The following is a 15,450-nucleotide window of genomic DNA, read 5'->3' as shown; positions in this document are numbered from 1 at the left end:
CAGTATCGAGCAACAGGTCATCCCCCTGTTGCTGCTTTTGTAGAGAGGGAATCATGGATTATCAAGAAACTCGTCAGTGGCTATCGAATCGCCCTGCATCAGATTTAGAAAACGGTGTTGCACGTGTCAACTGGCTCTTGGAACGCTTGGACAATCCCCAGCTTCAAGTGCCGACTATTCACTTTGTTGGAACAAATGGCAAGGGTTCGACCTTGAATGCCTTACAGTCTATCTTACGGTTTTCGGATTACACCGTCGGCCGCTTTACGTCACCGTCTATCATTGATTTTCGAGAGCAGATTGTCTTTGAGCAGGAGATGATTTCGGAGGACGATTTTGCGAGGATTGTGACAGACTTGCAGCCCTTGATTGAGGACTTGGACCAGACAGCTGGACTGGGTGCCATCTCGGAGTTTGAGATTGTAGTAGTGGCTATGTTTATCTACTTTGCTCACTACCAGCGTCCCGACATTCTCTTGGTGGAGGCGGGCATGGGCGGTTTGCATGATGCGACCAATGTCCTTAATCCTCTAGCGGTAGTTTGTCCTTCTATCGGCTTGGACCATCAGGCTTTTTTGGGAGAGACCCACGCTGCTATAGCCCGTCACAAGGTTGCTGTCTTGCGTGAGCGGGTTCCCTTCCTTTATGCGACCGACCAGCCAGACGTGCTGGCAGTATTTGAGGAGCAGGCCCGTCAGCTTCAGAGTCTGACCTATGCGGTAGGGCGGGAAATTATTTTGGAAAATAGCAGAGCAGGCTTTGCGGTTTCAAGCCCCTTCGGCCGAGTTGAGGATTTAACACTGCTTATGCAGGGTCATCACCAGGAGGTAAATGCAGCCTTGGCAGTGACCACAGCTCAGCTCATCAGACCTCATTTTCCAAAGATTACCAATGAAACCATCAGCCAGGGCTTGTCCCAAGCCATCTGGCCGGGCCGCTTAGAATTGATACAACCAAGGCTCATGATTGACGGAGCCCACAATAATGAAAGCATCGCCGTCCTGACACAGCTCCTAGAGGAAAAATATGCGGACAGAGATATTGAAATCCTCTTTGCGGCCATCAATACCAAGCCTGTGGACCAGATGTTGTCCCAGCTTAGCCAATTTGGACCTGTTAGCGTGACAACCTTTGACGATTTCCGTGCAGTGCAGTTAAAAGATTATCCGTCAGGCTATGAACGAGTTCAGACCTATCAGGAGTGGTTGGAGCAGGCAGACTTGGACAATCCCAAAAAACTTTACCTGATTACAGGTTCACTTTATTTCATTACCTATGTGAGGAAATACATTTTAGAAGAGTTTATAGTCATTTGAATTAGCTTTGATACATCGTCACTTTCGGTTTGCCGTACTCTAGTACTATCTGCACCTCAGTTCCTTGTCTGAAAGCTAATTCATTCGACTATATAGAAAAAAGGCTTTGCCGGGCATTCTACCTAGCAAAGTCTTTTGTTTTAATAGTTTTTTATCAAATCAACCGTTGAGCGATCTAGCTTTTTAACGATAGCTTGCAAGAAGGTTTGGGCCTCTAAGAAGTCATCCATGCTGTAGAGGGTTTGGTGTGAATGGATGTAGCGAGCGCAGACACCGATTGTCGTTGATGGAACACCTTGATTTTTCAAGTGAGCTGCACCAGCATCTGTTCCACCTTTACCGCAGTAGTATTGGAATTTCACCCCAGCCTCTTCAGCAGTCGTCAAGAGGAAGTCTTTCATGTTTTTTAACATGATATGACCTGGGTCGTAGAAACGAAGTAGCGTTCCGTCACCAATTTTTCCTTGGTCGCCATAAATATCGCCTGCAGGCGAGCAATCAACAGCAAGGAAAATATCTGGATTGAACTTAGTTGTAGAAGCATGGGCTCCACGTAGGCCAACCTCTTCTTGCACATTTGCCCCAGCAATCAACTGATTTGGCAAAGATTGACCCGATAGGCTTTCCAGTAGTTCGGTCACCATAAGAACACCGAAGCGGTTGTCCCAAGCCTTAGAAATGACATTTTTTCCGTTGGCTGTTAGAATGGTTTCGTTTTTGGGAACTAAGACATCCCCCGGACGAACGCCGAACGCCCAAGCTTCGTCATAATTGGCAAAACCAGCATCGAAAATAATATCCGCAATGGCAGGCATGCCAGAAGCGTTAGCCCCACGAGAAAGATGGGGAGGCACTGAACCTGAAATGGCAGGAATGGTCCGACCGTCCTGTAGTTGAAGCGTGAAGGCTTGACTGGATACGACCAGAGGGTTCCAACCCCCTAGCTCGACAACACGGAAAGTACCGTCTGGCTTGATTTGGCTAATCATAAAGCCGACTTCATCCATATGTGCAGCCACTAGGATACGAGGAGCATTTTCAACAGCCGTATCCTTGATGCCAAAAATTCCACCTAGTCCATCTGTTTCAATGCGGTCCACATGCGGTGTGATTTTCTGGCGGATGTGGTTGCGAACCTGTCCTTCAAATCCCGGTAAGCTTTGCAATTCTGTAACTTCTTTAATTTTTTCAAAAAGAGTCATACTTCTTCCTCCATGACATGATTACTACTATTCTATCACGAAGAACTAGACTTGTCTTGAAAATACGGCAAAATATGGATAGTATTGACGAGAGTGATTGAAATTTGCTAGGATAGAAATGCCCCTCAAAATAGAGAGGGGAGTGATTGTTAAGTGTGGGAAGCATTTATCGTCATTTAGTTTTTCTTTTATTACTTCGTTAATTCGCCTTGCCTAACTTCAGTTATGTCTGCGGCTCATTGCCTCGTACTAAAAGTAAACTAAAAGACTATATCACAGTTTTTCTTGTACCTTTGTTCGTCAGTTTTCTAACAGTTTTGTTTGAAAGATGGCTCAACAATCGTGACAATAGAGAGGGATTTATGACTTAGAGTTTGTGTCAACATCTCAGCGCAGTGGTTGATTGGTAGATTTGTTCGTGTTTCACACTCCAAATCTGACCTAATCAACTGTGCGTGGGCGAGACAACGAACTCATTTTACTAAATTAGAGTTCTGTCTCGCTCCAAAAGAAAACCCTCAACGCTGGGAACGTTGGGGGCTTTTTGATTGCCGATGTATTATCGAACTTCTCACTGTAAGACCATTCTATCTATTTTTAAGTCTTTTGTCAAGTGGTGCGAGTTTGTCTCAGCTGTCACAAGTCCAATGGCATTTTTGGGGAAAATTCCGAGGAAATATGATAAAATAGTCAACATGAAAAAGAAAAAGACAGCCTTGCTAGCAGGCTTATTGGGGGCAGGTGTGCTCACCGCTAGTGCTCAATTTTACCGTAAAATCCAAGAAGACCGTAAAAAAGCACAGGCCTTGCAGGAGGTGCGTGACTTTTTCGCTGATTTAGGAGAGATTGCCACGGTCTATGTGGATGAAACAGCTTCTACGCAGACAACTCTTATCGGAGGGGTTGTGATGGAGGCGGGACAGGTATTTCTATTTGAAAATACCCAAGGTTCTATTCAATACAGGGAGGAAGAAAAATGATTTTTCCAACAAATCTTGAAGAAGTAGCTGCCTTGATTGAAGATGGCAAGCCAACTGTTTTTCTATTTGTGACGACTTGGTGTGGAGATTGCCACTATATCAAACCGCATTTGCCAGCTATCGAAGAGGCTTTTCCAGATTTCCGTTTTGTGCAACTGGATCGAGATGACTTTATGTCTTTGGCGCAGGAATGGGCTATTTTAGGCATTCCAAGTCTGGTTGTTTTGGAAAATGGTCAGGAAATCGGTCGTTTTGTTGATAAGAATCGCAAGACCAAGGAAGAAATCATGAACTTCTTATCTGGACTGGGTAGATAGATTAGCAGAGAAGCTCTGCTATGTCCAAAAGAAAGGAAAGAACATGAAGAAATCATTAGGAAAAATCCTTCTAGCACCTGTGGTGCTGGGATTGAGTTTAAGTTTGGCCCCGCTGGCACAAGCGGAAATTCAGACAGATGTTATCAATGAAAAATGGGGCAAGCCAACACTGGTCTATGGTGGCGGTTTGTCAGATGCGCAGGCGACAGAGGTTAACAATCTATTTGGTATTTCAGATGTTAATAATGTCAGTCGTCAGGTAGTTGTTGGTACGGATATGGACCAATATTTAGGTACATCTGGAGCGGACACAGCCTCCCTCTATTCATCTGTCTTGGTGCAAAAGCAGGATGCTGGGAAAGGGGTTGTGGTGGATATTAAGACGCCACAGAACATCACCTTGATTACCGAAACGCAGTATGCCAATGCGGCTATTACAGCTGGTGCGACGGATGTCTTGATTGATGTAGCTTCTCCGATTCAGGTAACGGGGGAGTCTGCTTTGACAGGTGTTTACAAGGCTCTCGCGGCCAATGGTGAAACAGTTGATACAGCCCGAACCGAAGTAGCTCAGCAGGAGCTAGAGACAGTCAATGAAGTGGCAACAGCCCATACAGGTGACGCCAATTTTGATAGTTCGGCTTTGGATAAGGCGGTAGCGGAAATCAAGACTGCTCTTGCCGACTACAAACAGTCCAACGGTCAGGTAGCTTCCGAATCAGACATCAATACTATTATTAACGATGTCTTGGCCAATAACGGTTTGGAAAATGTCATCACAGCAGATGAGGTTTCAAAATTGGTTACCTTTGCCAAAGCCTATCAGGAAACCTCTGCCATTGATTCGGCTGAGGTTGCTGCCCAGCTCAACCAGTTCAAGCAACAGGCGGAGCAACAAATTTCAGAAGCCTATAAGAATCTACAAGATTCAGGGATTTTAGAAAAAATCGGTGCCTTCTTTGAAAATCTTTGGAAAGGCTTGACCGGTCTATTTGCATAAAGGAGAAATGAAAAAGAAATGATTTTTACATATAATAAGGAACACGTTGGCGATGTTCTGATGGTGATTGTTGCTGAGGACAAGGGTCAGGCTGTCCAGTTTGAACGTAAGGGTCAAGTGGCGCGTGTTTTCCTAGAAGAAACAGGAAAAACAGTGGCTTGGAATATTTTTGAAGCATCAAGTTTGGTTGAGCTTGCTGGAAATGGTCAAGTTTTCCTAACAGACGAGCAAGTTGCGACCTTGAATGCAGCATTAGCAAAAGAAGGCTTTTCTGAAAGCTTGGTCAACGACAATGCTCCAAAGTTCGTAGTCGGTCAGATTGTGGAATTGGTTCCTCATCCAGACAGCGACCACCTCAATATCTGTCAGGTCAATGTTGGTGACAAAACAGTGCAAATCGTAGCTGGTGCGCCAAATGCTGCCCAAGGTTTGAAAACCATTGTAGCTCTTCCGGGGGCAATGATGCCGAGCGGTAGCCTAATTTTCCCAGGGAAATTGCGTGGTGAGGATAGCTTTGGTATGATGTGTAGCCCACGTGAATTGGCTCTGCCAAACGCACCACAAGTCCGTGGTATTATCGAATTGGACGACTCCGCAGTGGTCGGAGAAGCCTTTGATCCAGTAAAACACTGGAAGGGATAGAAAAAGAAGAATTGGTCAGATGGCCAATTCTTTTATGCTGTTTCAATTTTTCCTTCAATAGCCTGTCGGAGTTCCTCTGTCAAAACCTGATGTGAATTGAGTTGGAAGTAGAGACTGGATAGGAAATGTTGGAGATTAAGCCACCGGAAGTAGTCCAGAGGTTCTTGGTTGGGAAAGTCTAGTTTGTTAATCCATTCTGCCAGCTCCTGGCTAGTTACTTTCTCATTCAGCAAAAGGTAGACAGGAATCTGTGCCAGGCGGATTTCTTCACCAGCGGAGAAAACTTGCTTTTGTTTCTTTAGACAAGTGACAATAGCCTGCCAGACTTCTTCGGTTTTATCATTGGGAAATTGCTCATGACAGCTTGCAGCCAGAAGAAAATCTGCTCCGTGGGCAGCGGTATGGATCCAGCCGAGTTTTTCATCGTAGCCAGACCAGTCATCTTCAATCGTCAAATAATCCAAGGCCTGTTGGAAAAGCAGTTCGCGGTCGTCAGTGCTTAAAAATGCAGAGTACTCAGAATCTTGGTCATTGTCAATAGACAGCAGAAGACAGTAAAGCAAGCAAGTAAAACTTCGTTTTAGTGTGGAGCTTTCTAGGGAAAGGGGATTGGTTTCTTGAGAGAATTGTAGTAGCGACTGTGCTTGTTCTCTTGTAATCAAACCATCTAGAAAGATGTGGCAAAAACTAGCATAAACCAATTCATCGCGTATAGCAGGATCAGGATGACCGATGTTTTCCAACAACCAGCTGAGCTCCTGATTGGTATAAGATTGGGTAGATTGGAGCTTTGCGGTAAGGATATTTTTCATCTATTTTTCTCCTTTTTCATCATTTTATCATCTTTCCTACGAATAAATAAGTAGGAGGATAAAAAATGTATAATAAAATCATTGCAATCGGTCGCTTGACGGCCCAACCGGAACTGACTCAAACGCCAAATGGCAAAAATCTGACTCGTGTTACAATTGCTGTGAATCGCCGTTTCAAAACAGAAAATGGCGAACGTGAAGCGGATTTTCTCAATGTTATTTTCTGGGGAAAACTGGCGGAAACACTTGTCTCTTATGGTAGTAAAGGAAGTTTAATTTCTATTGATGGTGAATTGCGGACGCGAAAATACGAAAAAGACGGCAGCAACCACTATGTGACGGAAATCTTGGGCAATACCTTCCAGTTGCTCGAAAGCCGCGCCCAACGTGCCATGCGAGAAAATAATACTGGCGATGACCTAGCTGACTTGGTTCTGGAAGAGGAGGAATTACCGTTTTAATATCGGTCCCAAGACCGATGGAGAATGTTGAAAAGTAGGCTATACTATAGTCAATCCTAAATATTTTTCATATCTCCTTAAAAACGCTGACGAAAGTTGGCGTTTTTTGCTGTTCATTTTCTATATTTCCACCATTCTACTAGCATAACAATCAGTGATAACAAAATAACGCCATAAAAGAAAAAGATGATGTAGTGAGGGTGGCTAAAGAAAAATATCCAGACTAGCCAGAGTAGATAGGCGACGGGGCAAAAAGTCCAGTCTCGCTTCTCAGAGTTCGTGTCAACATCTCAGCGCAGTGGTTGATTGGGTTTAACAGTCCAGTGGACTGTTAAAGGTTGGAGATAAGATTTGCGAAGCAAATCTCAGCAATTCGTGTTTCCCACTCCAAATCTGACCTTACGACTGTTGCGAACAGAGTTCGCTTCATTTCCAACCTCAAAAGGTTCACTGAACCTTTTGAGCTGTGCGGGCGTGGGAGTAAAATAGTCCAGTGGACTATTTTAGCCCGAACCTACTGTTTGGAAGTGAGGGGAACTCTTTTTGACCAGTCGAGTTCTTTCCCACTCCCCCAAAAGCCTAATTTACGTTTTAAAAACCATTCTGCAAAACTTTCGTAGGCTGAAAATCGGCTTTCAAGGTAATCTGTTTTTAAATCTCTAAAAAATTTCATGAATACCCCCTAACTTCTTAAAAATAGTATAGCATAGTTTACCAATAATGAATAGGTAAATTCTATCTCATACTTAAGAAGGATTTTCACGAAAAAGGAATAGAATTTTCTTGACTATTTTTGACCAAGTGATACAATAGGAAATGTGAATTAGCACTCGGAGGTAAAGAGTGCTAAAAAGACCAGGAGGTAATACCATGTTGAAACCATTGGGCGATCGTATCGTCGTAAAAATTGAAGAAAAAGAACAAACAGTTGGTGGATTTGTCCTAGCAGGTACAAGTCAAGAAAAGACAAAAGAAGCAAGTGTCCTAGCGATCGGACAAGGGATTCGTACCTTGAATGGTGACTTGGTTGCCCCAGCAGTGGCAGTTGGAGATACTGTTTTGATTGATGCTCATGCAGGATTGGAAGTTAAAGACGGAGACCAAACCGTTCACATCATCCGTGAAGCAGACATTTTGGCAATTGTAGAATAGAGGTAGGAAAATGGCAAAAGAAATTAAATTTGCAGCAGATGCACGAGAGAGCATGGTCCGTGGTGTCGATATTTTGGCTGATACGGTCAAAGTAACCTTGGGTCCTAAAGGTCGCAATGTTGTCTTGGAAAAAGCTTACGGTTCACCACTCATTACAAACGACGGTGTAACCATTGCTAAAGAAATCGAGTTGGAAGACCATTTTGAAAATATGGGTGCTAAGTTGGTATCCGAAGTGGCTTCAAAAACCAATGACATTGCTGGTGACGGTACAACAACTGCCACTGTTTTGACACAAGCGATTGTTCGCGAAGGCTTGAAAAACGTAACTGCAGGTGCCAACCCAATCGGTATCCGTCGTGGGATTGAAGCAGCAGTTGCAACTGCAGTTGAAGCTTTGAAAGCACAAGCAAGTCCTGTATCGAATAAAGCTGAAATTGCTCAGGTAGCAGCGGTATCTTCCCGTTCTGAAAAAGTTGGTGAATACATTTCAGAAGCTATGGAGCGCGTGGGAACAGACGGCGTTATCACCATTGAAGAATCTCGCGGTATGGAAACAGAATTGGATGTGGTTGAAGGTATGCAATTCGACCGTGGTTATCTGTCACAATACATGGTGACAGATAATGAAAAGATGGTGGCTGAACTTGAAAATCCATTCATCTTGATTACCGATAAGAAAATTTCTCACATCCAGGATATTTTGCCACTTTTGGAAAGCATTCTCCAAACCAATCGTCCATTGTTGATTATTGCTGACGATGTGGATGGCGAAGCGCTTCCTACCCTTGTTCTCAACAAGATTCGTGGTACATTTAACGTTGTTGCTGTTAAGGCGCCAGGATTTGGTGACCGTCGTAAAGCTATGCTGGAAGACATCGCTATCTTGACTGGCGGTACAGTGATTACAGAAGACCTTGGTTTGGACTTGAAAGATGCGACCATTGAAGCACTTGGTCAGGCTGCCAAAGTTGTGGTCGACAAAGATGGTACAACCATTGTTGAAGGTGCTGGAAATCCAGAAGCCATTGCCAACCGTGTCGCTGTTATCAAGTCACAAATTGAGGGAACAACTTCAGAATTTGACCGTGAAAAATTGCAAGAGCGTCTGGCCAAATTATCAGGCGGTGTTGCAGTTATCAAAGTCGGTGCCGCTACGGAGACTGAGTTGAAAGAAATGAAACTCCGTATCGAAGATGCCCTCAACGCAACACGTGCCGCAGTTGAAGAAGGAATCGTTGCCGGTGGTGGTACAGCCCTTGTCAATGTTATTGATAGCGTAGCGAAATTGGAGTTGAAAGGCGACGATGAAACAGGACGCAATATTGTCCTTCGTGCCTTGGAAGAGCCTGTGCGTCAGATTGCCTATAACGCAGGTTATGAAGGTTCGGTTATCATTGATAAACTGAAGAATTCAGAACTTGGCACTGGCTTTAACGCAGCGACAGGCGAATGGGTCAACATGATGGATGCAGGTATCATTGACCCTGTTAAAGTAACACGTTCAGCTCTTCAAAATGCGGCTTCCGTAGCCAGCTTGATTTTGACAACTGAAGCAGTCGTTGCCAACAAACCAGAACCAGCCGCTCCAGCTATGCCACAAGGTATGGATGGAATGGGTATGGGCTACTAAGAAATAGCAAAATGACACAGCTGATTGGCTGTGTTTTTTCTTGAAAATTTCAAACATATCTATTTGACAATGGGCTTGGGATGTGGTACTATATTAGACGGTACTTTTTACTTTTGGTCTCTCAAGAGTGTACAGGGACGTGCTGACAAATGTTGCAAAAGTACACACAGATAGGGGTTGTCACCAATGCCCTATCACCAAAAATAAAAAATATATACAGGAGAATGTAGATGCCTACAATTAACCAGTTGGTACGTAAACCACGTAAGTCTAAAGTAGAAAAATCTAAATCACCAGCTTTGAACGTTGGTTACAACAGCCGTAAAAAAGTTCAAACAAATGTTTCATCACCACAAAAACGCGGTGTTGCAACTCGTGTCGGAACAATGACACCTAAAAAACCTAACTCAGCCCTTCGTAAATTTGCTCGTGTACGTTTGAGCAACCTTATCGAGGTTACTGCTTACATCCCAGGTATCGGTCACAACTTGCAAGAGCACAGCGTTGTTCTTCTTCGTGGTGGACGTGTAAAAGACCTTCCAGGGGTACGTTACCATATCGTTCGTGGTGCACTTGATACTGCAGGTGTTAACGATCGTAAGCAAGGCCGTTCTAAATACGGTACTAAACGTCCAAAAGGCTAAGAAAGGGGAAATATAAATGAGTCGTAAAAATCAAGCGCCTAAGCGCGAAGTATTGCCAGATCCATTGTATAACTCAAAATTGGTAACTCGTTTGATTAACCGTGTTATGTTGGACGGTAAACGTGGTACTGCTGCATCAATCGTTTACGGTGCTTTTGATCAAATCAAAGAAGCAACTGGTAACGATGCACTTGAAGTATTTGAAACAGCAATGGAAAACATCATGCCTGTACTTGAAGTACGTGCACGTCGTGTCGGTGGTTCTAACTACCAAGTCCCAGTTGAAGTTCGTCCAGAGCGTCGTACAACACTTGGTCTTCGTTGGTTGGTAACAATCGCTCGTAACCGTGGTGAGCACACTATGATTGATCGCCTTGCGAAAGAAATCATGGATGCAGCAAACAACACAGGTGCAGCTGTTAAGAAACGTGAAGATACTCACAAAATGGCAGAAGCAAACCGCGCATTCGCACACTTCCGCTGGTAAGATTAAGATACAGAGAACGTGCCTGCCGACGAAAAATAGGAAATCGAAGCAGAATGCTTTTGCATTCAATGAGATTTATCTTTTTTCGTTGCCAGCAGGCCGTTCGAGTTCAGTTCTGCGTTTAACATAAACTGTCAGTTGAACTCAATTAGTTGAACGAACTTCGTTCAACCATCAAAAATCGGATTGAGGCTTGCCTCAACCACTTCACACCATTAGTAAGAAATCAAGCGGGTGGGATTTGCCCACTCGCTTTTCTTAAAATATGGTATAATCAGAATAGAAAACTAAAAATATAGGAGAACAAACCTCATGGCACGCGAATTTTCATTAGAAAAAACTCGTAATATCGGTATCATGGCGCACGTTGACGCGGGTAAAACAACGACAACTGAGCGTATTCTTTACTACACTGGTAAAATCCACAAAATCGGTGAAACTCACGAAGGTGCATCACAAATGGACTGGATGGAGCAAGAGCAAGAGCGTGGTATCACTATCACATCTGCTGCGACAACAGCTCAATGGAATAACCACCGTGTAAACATCATCGACACACCAGGACACGTGGACTTCACAATCGAAGTACAACGTTCACTTCGCGTTCTTGATGGTGCGGTAACCGTTCTTGACTCACAATCAGGTGTTGAGCCACAAACTGAAACAGTATGGCGTCAAGCAACTGAATACGGTGTTCCACGTATCGTATTCGCTAACAAAATGGATAAAATCGGTGCTGACTTCCTTTACTCAGTAAGCACACTTCATGAGCGTCTTCAAGCAAATGCTCATCCAATCCAATTGCCAATCGGTTCTGAAGATGAGTTCCGTGGTATCATCGACTTGATCAAGATGAAAGCTGAAATCTATACTAACGACCTTGGTACAGATATTCTTGAAGAAGATATTCCAGCTGAATACCTTGAGCAAGCTGAAGAATACCGTGAAAAATTGGTTGAAGCAGTTGCTGAAACTGATGAAGAATTGATGATGAAATACCTTGAAGGTGAAGAAATCACAAACGAAGAATTGAAAGCTGCTATCCGTAAAGCAACTATCAACGTTGAATTCTTCCCAGTATTGTGTGGTTCAGCCTTCAAAAACAAAGGTGTTCAGTTGATGCTTGATGCGGTTATCGACTACCTTCCAAGCCCGCTTGACATCCCTGCTATTAAAGGTGTTAACCCAGATACAGATGCTGAAGAAGAGCGTCATGCATCAGACGAAGAGCCATTTGCAGCTCTTGCCTTCAAGATCATGACTGACCCATTCGTAGGTCGTTTGACATTCTTCCGTGTATATTCAGGTGTCCTTAACAGCGGTTCATATGTATTGAACACTTCTAAAGGTAAACGTGAGCGTATCGGACGTATTCTTCAAATGCATGCAAACAGCCGTCAAGAAATTGAAACTGTTTATGCAGGTGACATCGCCGCTGCGGTTGGTTTGAAAGATACTACAACTGGTGACTCATTGACAGATGAAAAAGCAAAAATCATCCTTGAGTCAATCCACGTTCCAGAACCAGTTATCCAATTGATGGTTGAGCCTAAGTCTAAAGCTGACCAAGACAAGATGGGTATTGCCCTTTCTAAATTGGCTGAAGAAGATCCAACATTCCGCGTTGAAACAAACGTTGAAACTGGTGAAACAGTTATCTCTGGTATGGGTGAGTTGCACTTGGATGTCCTTGTTGACCGTATGCGTCGTGAATTCAAGGTTGAAGCAAACGTAGGTGCTCCTCAAGTATCATACCGTGAAACATTCCGCGCTTCTACACAAGCTCGTGGTTTCTTCAAACGCCAGTCTGGTGGTAAAGGTCAATTCGGTGATGTTTGGATTGAATTCACACCAAACGAAGAAGGTAAAGGTTTCGAGTTCGAGAATGCTATCGTCGGTGGTGTGGTTCCACGTGAATTCATCCCAGCGGTTGAAAAAGGTCTCGTAGAATCTATGGCTAACGGTGTTCTTGCTGGTTACCCAATCGTTGACGTGAAAGCTAAGCTTTACGATGGTTCATACCACGATGTCGACTCATCTGAAACAGCCTTCAAAGTGGCAGCATCTCTTGCCCTTAAAGAAGCAGCGAAAACAGCTCAACCAACTATCCTTGAGCCAATGATGCTTGTAACCATCACTGCACCAGAAGATAACCTTGGTGACGTTATGGGTCACGTTACTGCACGTCGTGGTCGCGTTGACGGTATGGAAGCTCGTGGTAACACACAAATCGTTCGTGCATATGTGCCACTTGCTGAAATGTTCGGTTACGCAACTGTACTCCGTTCAGCAACACAAGGTCGCGGTACCTTCATGATGGTATTTGACCACTACGAAGATGTACCAAAATCTGTACAAGATGAAATCATTAAGAAAAACGGTGGCAATGCATAATTGCTAACCCAGGCAGCTTCTGCTGCCTTTTTGCTTGTTTGAGATTCAGTGTGGAATTTCAAGAGAGAAAACTTGTTCTGTCTATCATGTTTGATGTGTTTATGCAGGATTTTTGTCTTTTTATTTTTGCTGGAGAGCTACATCATTTAAGAGGAATGTGGGTATTTATTCTATCTATTTTGCAAGAAAAAAACGTATATCAATATACATATATATAAATATTTAAAGTTTCAAAGAAATGTGTTAAAAAACAGACAAAAAACAGATGAAAATAGATTGAAAACGTGTAGCTATAGGCTTTATAAAAGTCACCTAAGTTTTGTTTTTTATTGATTTTTCTCTATATAAACGCTATAATTATTTGGGATATTTAAATTCCTAAAATATTATGAAAAGGGGAAATTTTATGAGAAGTAAAAGGTTCCAAGGACTCGTTGGACTTGCTCTCATTGCAAGTTTGTTGAACCCGTTGCCGTGGTTTAACAATGTAATGTTGATCGGTTCGACGGTAGTCAATGCCAACGATCTTCCACCCGGGGAAACTCCTCCAGGAGAAGATGAAGAACTTCCAGATGCAGAGCAGCTTGCTTTAATTAAAAAGATTTCAGGCTATTTGTCTGAAATAGAAGCTTCGCTTGCAGATGGCGATAAGGATACTGCTGACTATTTGTTTACAGAATCCGATGCTATGGGGGGGTATGCTACTAGTATCGCTGCGGTGAGTAATGTAAAAAACTCCGCAGAAAGAGCAAAACTCCAAGCTCGTATTGAGGCAATCCGCGCTCAATTGAGTGGAACTGTTCAGCCACCATCTCCTGTTATCACAACAGAAGAAGTGACAGAGACGAAAGAAGAGCCGTATGAAACCATTCGGATAAAAGATCCGAACCTTGAAGAAGGTAAGGAAGAAGTTGCGACGCCGGGACAAGTAGGTGTTCGTACAATCGTCTATACTGTGACAAAGACAGATGGAGTAGAAACAGGTCGCGTTGTTAAGAGCGATAGCGTTACAACTCCAGCTGTAAATGAAGTGATTAAGGTTGGTACGAAGAAAACAGTTGTTTCTGTAATTACTCTTGAAGAAGAGACAGAGACCAAAGCTGTTCCTTATGAGACAATTCGTGAGAACGATCCTACCCTTGAAGAAGGTAAGGAAGTCGTATCCGTAGCTGGTAAGGCCGGTGTTCGCACAATTGTCTATACAGTAACGAAGACAGATGGAGTAGAAACAAGTCGTGTTGTTAAGAGCGATAGCATTACAACTCCAGCTGTGAATGAAGTGATTAAGGTTGGTACGAAGAAAGCACCAGTCATCACAACAGAAGAAGTAACGGAGACCAAAGCCGTTCCTTATGAGACAGTTCGTGAGAACGATCCTACCCTTGAAGAAGGTAAGGAAGTTGTATCCGTAGCTGGTAAGGCTGGTGTCCGTACAATCGTCTATACTGTGACGAAGACAGATGGAGTAGAAACAAGTCGTGTTGTTAAGAGCGATAGCGTTACAACTCCAGCTGTGAATGAAGTGATTAAGGTTGGTACGAAGAAAGCACCAGTCATCACAACAGAAGAAGTAACGGAGACCAAAGCCGTTCCTTATGAGACAGTTCGTGAGAACGATCCTACCCTTGAAGAAGGTAAGGAAGTCGTATCCGTAGCTGGTAAGGCCGGTGTCCGTACAATCGTCTATACCGTAACGAAGACAGATGGAGTAGAAACAAGTCGTGTTGTTAAGAGCGACAGCGTTACAACTCCAGCTGTGAATGAAGTGATTAAAGTTGGTACGAAGAAAGTTCCAGGCATCACAACAGAAGAAGTAACGGAGACCAAAGCCGTTCCTTATGAGACAGTTCGTGAGAACGATCCTACCCTTGAAGAAGGTAAGGAAGTCGTATCCGTAGCTGGTAAGGCTGGTGTTCGTACAATCGTCTACACAGTAACGAAGACAGATGGAGTAGAAACAAGTCGTGTTGTTAAGAGCGATAGCGTTACAACTCCAGCTGTGAACGAAGTGATTAAGGTTGGTACGAAGAAAGTTCCAGGCATCACAACAGAAGAAGTAACGGAGACAGAAGCTGTTGCTTATGAGACAGTTCGTGAAGACGATCCTACTCTTGAAGAAGGTAAGGAAGTCGTATCCGTAGCTGGTAAGGCCGGTGTTCGTACAATCGTCTATACCGTAACGAAGACAGATGGAGTAGAAACAAGTCGTGTTGTTAAGAGCGATAGCGTTACAACTCCAGCTGTGAACGAAGTGATTAAGGTTGGTACGAAGAAAGTTCCAGGCATCACAACAGAAGAAGTAACGGAGACAGAAGCTGTTGCTTATGAGACAGTTCGTGAAGACGATCCTACTCTTGAAGAAGGTAAGGAAGTCGTATCCGTAGCTGGTAAGGCCGGTGTTCGTACAATC

The 15,450-nt window shown here is 43.7% G+C and carries 15 protein-coding genes; 12 read left to right on the top strand and 3 right to left on the bottom strand.

Going from position 1 to position 15,450, the window contains the following annotated elements; translation table 11 throughout:
- Nucleotides 1-53 precede the first annotated feature (53 nt).
- Nucleotides 54-1,316: a folylpolyglutamate synthase/dihydrofolate synthase family protein gene (locus K5Q22_RS09255; RefSeq protein ID WP_205014158.1), complete on the top strand. Its 1,263-nt coding sequence runs from the start codon at nt 54-56 to the stop codon at nt 1,314-1,316.
- A 140-nt stretch (nt 1,317-1,456) separates the two neighbouring features.
- Here K5Q22_RS09255 and pepA read toward each other — a convergent pair whose 3' ends face one another.
- Nucleotides 1,457-2,518, bottom strand: coding sequence for a glutamyl aminopeptidase (gene pepA, locus K5Q22_RS09250; protein WP_205014161.1), 1,062 nt, complete (start codon nt 2,516-2,518; stop codon nt 1,457-1,459).
- A 695-nt stretch (nt 2,519-3,213) separates the two neighbouring features.
- Here pepA and K5Q22_RS09245 point away from each other — a divergent pair.
- The 4 genes from K5Q22_RS09245 to ytpR are packed head-to-tail and all read left to right on the top strand — an operon-like array spanning nt 3,214 to nt 5,457.
- Nucleotides 3,214-3,498, top strand: a complete 285-nt coding sequence (locus tag K5Q22_RS09245; protein WP_015646299.1) for a DUF4651 domain-containing protein — start codon at nt 3,214-3,216, stop codon at nt 3,496-3,498.
- Complete coding sequence (locus K5Q22_RS09240) at nt 3,495-3,815, top strand: thioredoxin family protein (protein ID WP_205014163.1); 321 nt, start codon at nt 3,495-3,497, stop codon at nt 3,813-3,815. Before K5Q22_RS09245 ends, K5Q22_RS09240 begins: the two co-directional genes overlap by 4 nt.
- Nucleotides 3,816-3,858: 43 nt before the next feature.
- Nucleotides 3,859-4,815, top strand: a complete 957-nt coding sequence (locus K5Q22_RS09235; protein WP_205014166.1) for a DUF1002 domain-containing protein — start codon at nt 3,859-3,861, stop codon at nt 4,813-4,815.
- An 18-nt stretch (nt 4,816-4,833) separates the two neighbouring features.
- Nucleotides 4,834-5,457, top strand: a complete 624-nt coding sequence (gene ytpR / locus K5Q22_RS09230) for a YtpR family tRNA-binding protein (protein WP_205014168.1) — start codon at nt 4,834-4,836, stop codon at nt 5,455-5,457.
- A 32-nt stretch (nt 5,458-5,489) separates the two neighbouring features.
- Here the strand turns inward: ytpR and K5Q22_RS09225 are convergent, their stop codons facing one another.
- Nucleotides 5,490-6,269, bottom strand: a complete 780-nt coding sequence (locus K5Q22_RS09225; RefSeq protein WP_205014170.1) for a DUF2785 domain-containing protein — start codon at nt 6,267-6,269, stop codon at nt 5,490-5,492.
- Nucleotides 6,270-6,334: 65 nt separating this feature from the next.
- Here K5Q22_RS09225 and K5Q22_RS09220 point away from each other — a divergent pair, with 65 nt between their 5' ends.
- Nucleotides 6,335-6,730 carry a single-stranded DNA-binding protein gene (locus K5Q22_RS09220; RefSeq protein WP_074391339.1) on the top strand — a complete coding sequence of 132 codons (396 nt, stop codon included), beginning with the start codon at nt 6,335-6,337 and terminating at the stop codon, nt 6,728-6,730.
- A gap of 514 nt (nt 6,731-7,244) precedes the next feature.
- Here K5Q22_RS09220 and K5Q22_RS09215 read toward each other — a convergent pair.
- Entirely contained in the window at nt 7,245-7,403 is a 159-nt protein-coding gene (locus K5Q22_RS09215; RefSeq protein ID WP_169051031.1) for a hypothetical protein, read from the bottom strand.
- Nucleotides 7,404-7,600: 197 nt separating this feature from the next.
- Here K5Q22_RS09215 and groES point away from each other — a divergent pair, with 197 nt between their 5' ends.
- The 6 genes from groES to K5Q22_RS09185 form a co-directional block, all read left to right on the top strand.
- Entirely contained in the window at nt 7,601-7,882 is a 282-nt protein-coding gene (gene groES, locus K5Q22_RS09210) for a co-chaperone GroES (RefSeq protein ID WP_074391341.1), read from the top strand.
- Between the two features lie 10 nt (nt 7,883-7,892).
- A complete protein-coding gene (gene groL, locus K5Q22_RS09205; RefSeq protein WP_024393522.1) occupies nt 7,893-9,515 on the top strand; it encodes a chaperonin GroEL in 1,623 nt (540 codons plus the stop codon).
- 230 nt (nt 9,516-9,745) lie between these two features.
- Nucleotides 9,746-10,159 carry a 30S ribosomal protein S12 gene (rpsL, locus tag K5Q22_RS09200; RefSeq protein WP_002940030.1) on the top strand — a complete coding sequence of 138 codons (414 nt, stop codon included), beginning with the start codon at nt 9,746-9,748 and terminating at the stop codon, nt 10,157-10,159.
- A 16-nt stretch (nt 10,160-10,175) separates the two neighbouring features.
- On the top strand, nt 10,176-10,646 hold the full coding sequence (gene rpsG / locus K5Q22_RS09195; protein ID WP_002940031.1) for a 30S ribosomal protein S7: 471 nt from the start codon (nt 10,176-10,178) through the stop codon (nt 10,644-10,646).
- 312 nt (nt 10,647-10,958) lie between these two features.
- Nucleotides 10,959-13,040, top strand: coding sequence for an elongation factor G (fusA, locus tag K5Q22_RS09190; RefSeq protein ID WP_105142578.1), 2,082 nt, complete (start codon nt 10,959-10,961; stop codon nt 13,038-13,040).
- A gap of 406 nt (nt 13,041-13,446) precedes the next feature.
- Nucleotides 13,447-15,450 (top strand): G5 domain-containing protein (locus K5Q22_RS09185; protein WP_221868619.1); only part of this gene is annotated, 2,004 nt, incomplete at its 3' end.

The organism is Streptococcus sp. 2018162, from assembly GCF_019754175.1.
GTDB classification, from domain to species: Bacteria; Bacillota; Bacilli; order Lactobacillales; family Streptococcaceae; genus Streptococcus; species Streptococcus hashimotonensis.
The sequence above is the reverse complement of the archived record's forward strand: the minus strand, read 5'-3'. Positions and strand labels throughout refer to the sequence as shown.

Bases quoted from the DNA above. Each gene is read 5' to 3' on its own strand.
- groL (WP_024393522.1), top strand. From the start codon at position 7,893: ATGGCAAAAGAAATTAAATTTGCAGCAGATGCACGAGAGAGCATGGTC.
- groES (WP_074391341.1), top strand. From the start codon at position 7,601: ATGTTGAAACCATTGGGCGATCGTATCGTCGTAAAAATTGAAGAAAAA.
- K5Q22_RS09235 (WP_205014166.1), top strand. From the start codon at position 3,859: ATGAAGAAATCATTAGGAAAAATCCTTCTAGCACCTGTGGTGCTGGGA.
- fusA (WP_105142578.1), top strand. From the start codon at position 10,959: ATGGCACGCGAATTTTCATTAGAAAAAACTCGTAATATCGGTATCATG.
- ytpR (WP_205014168.1), top strand. From the start codon at position 4,834: ATGATTTTTACATATAATAAGGAACACGTTGGCGATGTTCTGATGGTG.
- K5Q22_RS09225 (WP_205014170.1), bottom strand. From the start codon at position 6,269: ATGAAAAATATCCTTACCGCAAAGCTCCAATCTACCCAATCTTATACC.
- rpsL (WP_002940030.1), top strand. From the start codon at position 9,746: ATGCCTACAATTAACCAGTTGGTACGTAAACCACGTAAGTCTAAAGTA.
- K5Q22_RS09245 (WP_015646299.1), top strand. From the start codon at position 3,214: ATGAAAAAGAAAAAGACAGCCTTGCTAGCAGGCTTATTGGGGGCAGGT.
- pepA (WP_205014161.1), bottom strand. From the start codon at position 2,518: ATGACTCTTTTTGAAAAAATTAAAGAAGTTACAGAATTGCAAAGCTTA.
- K5Q22_RS09240 (WP_205014163.1), top strand. From the start codon at position 3,495: ATGATTTTTCCAACAAATCTTGAAGAAGTAGCTGCCTTGATTGAAGAT.
- rpsG (WP_002940031.1), top strand. From the start codon at position 10,176: ATGAGTCGTAAAAATCAAGCGCCTAAGCGCGAAGTATTGCCAGATCCA.
- K5Q22_RS09220 (WP_074391339.1), top strand. From the start codon at position 6,335: ATGTATAATAAAATCATTGCAATCGGTCGCTTGACGGCCCAACCGGAA.
- K5Q22_RS09255 (WP_205014158.1), top strand. From the start codon at position 54: ATGGATTATCAAGAAACTCGTCAGTGGCTATCGAATCGCCCTGCATCA.
- K5Q22_RS09215 (WP_169051031.1), bottom strand. From the start codon at position 7,403: ATGAAATTTTTTAGAGATTTAAAAACAGATTACCTTGAAAGCCGATTT.